This is a genomic window from Rahnella perminowiae, assembly GCF_019049695.1.
GTDB classification, from domain to species: Bacteria; Pseudomonadota; Gammaproteobacteria; order Enterobacterales; family Enterobacteriaceae; genus Rahnella; species Rahnella perminowiae.
In genome coordinates, this window is the sequence record NZ_JAFMOT010000109.1 from 1 (window position 1) to 1,174 (window position 1,174).

Annotated in this window: 1 protein-coding gene; it reads right to left on the minus strand. The window is 53.6% G+C overall.

Annotated features, from left to right (window positions below):
- Positions 1-1,103, minus strand: a protein-coding gene (locus J1781_RS00570) for an IS3-like element ISRaq1 family transposase (protein ID WP_217233042.1) whose coding sequence is annotated in 2 segments (ribosomal slippage) — positions 1-845 and positions 845-1,103 — 1,104 coding nt annotated over the 2 segments. Because the reading frame shifts where the segments join, the coding sequence is not laid out codon by codon here. This gene is flagged as partial in the annotation.
- Between the last annotated feature and the right edge of the window lie 71 nt (positions 1,104-1,174).

Sequence of the window (1,174 nt, forward strand, 5' to 3'; positions counted from 1 at the left end):
TTGTTTACCTTCACATTTTCCATTTCGCCACCGTGCTGCAAACTCTGATGGCGTCAGATAATTCAGTGCCGAATGTGGACGACACTCGTTATAATCCTGCCTCCAGTCGTTAATGGTTTTCCTGGCGTGAACGATATCGCTGAACCAGTGTTCGTTCAGACACTCATCGCGAAAGCGTCCGTTAAAACTCTCAATAAATCCGTTCTGCGTTGGCTTACCTGGCTGGATAAGCCGTAGTTCCACACCATGCTCAAAGGCCCATTGATCGAGCGCGCGGCAGGTAAATTCCGGGCCCTGATCGGTTCTTATTGTCGCCGGATAGCCCCGAAACAACGCGATGCTGTCCAGAATACGCGTGACCTGAACGCCTGAAATACCGAAAGCAGCGGTGATCGTCAGACACTCCTTCGTGAAATCATCCACACAGGTCAGGCACTTGATCCTGCGACCGTTGACCAGTGCGTCCATAACGAAATCCATCGACCATGTAAGGTTCGGCGCATCCGGGCGAAGAAGCGGAAACCGTTCGGTCGCCAGCCCTTTACGGCGTCGTCTGCGTTTTACGCTCAGTCCATTAAGGTGGTAAATACGGTATACCCGCTTGTGATTGACGTGAAGGCCCTCCCTACGCAGCAACTGCCAGATACGCCGATAACCAAAACGTCTGCGTTCAAGCGCCAGCTCAGTAATACGCCCTGATAAATGTGCATCAGCAGCCGGACGCTGAGCATCATAACGGCAGGTCGACAGGGACAAACCTGTAAGCCTGCAGGCACGACGTTGCGACAGACCGGTCGCATCACACATCAACATCACGGCTTCCCGCTTCTGGTCTGTCGTCAGTACTTTCGCCCCAGAGCCACCTGAAGCGCCTCCTTATCCAGCATGGCTTCGGCAAGCAGCTTCTTGAGCCTGGCGTTCTCTTCCTCAAGCGACTTCAGGCGCTTAACCTCGGGCACCTCCATACCGCCATACTTCTTACGCCAGGTGTAAAAGGTGGCGTCGGAAATGGCGTGCTTACGGCAGAGCTCACGGGCAGAAACCCCGGCTTCAGCCTCGCGGAGGATACTGATGATCTGTTCGTCGGAAAAACGCTTCTTCATGGGGATGTCCTCATGTGGCTTATGAAGACATTACTAACATCGTGGTGTATTAATCAACGGGGAGCAGGTCA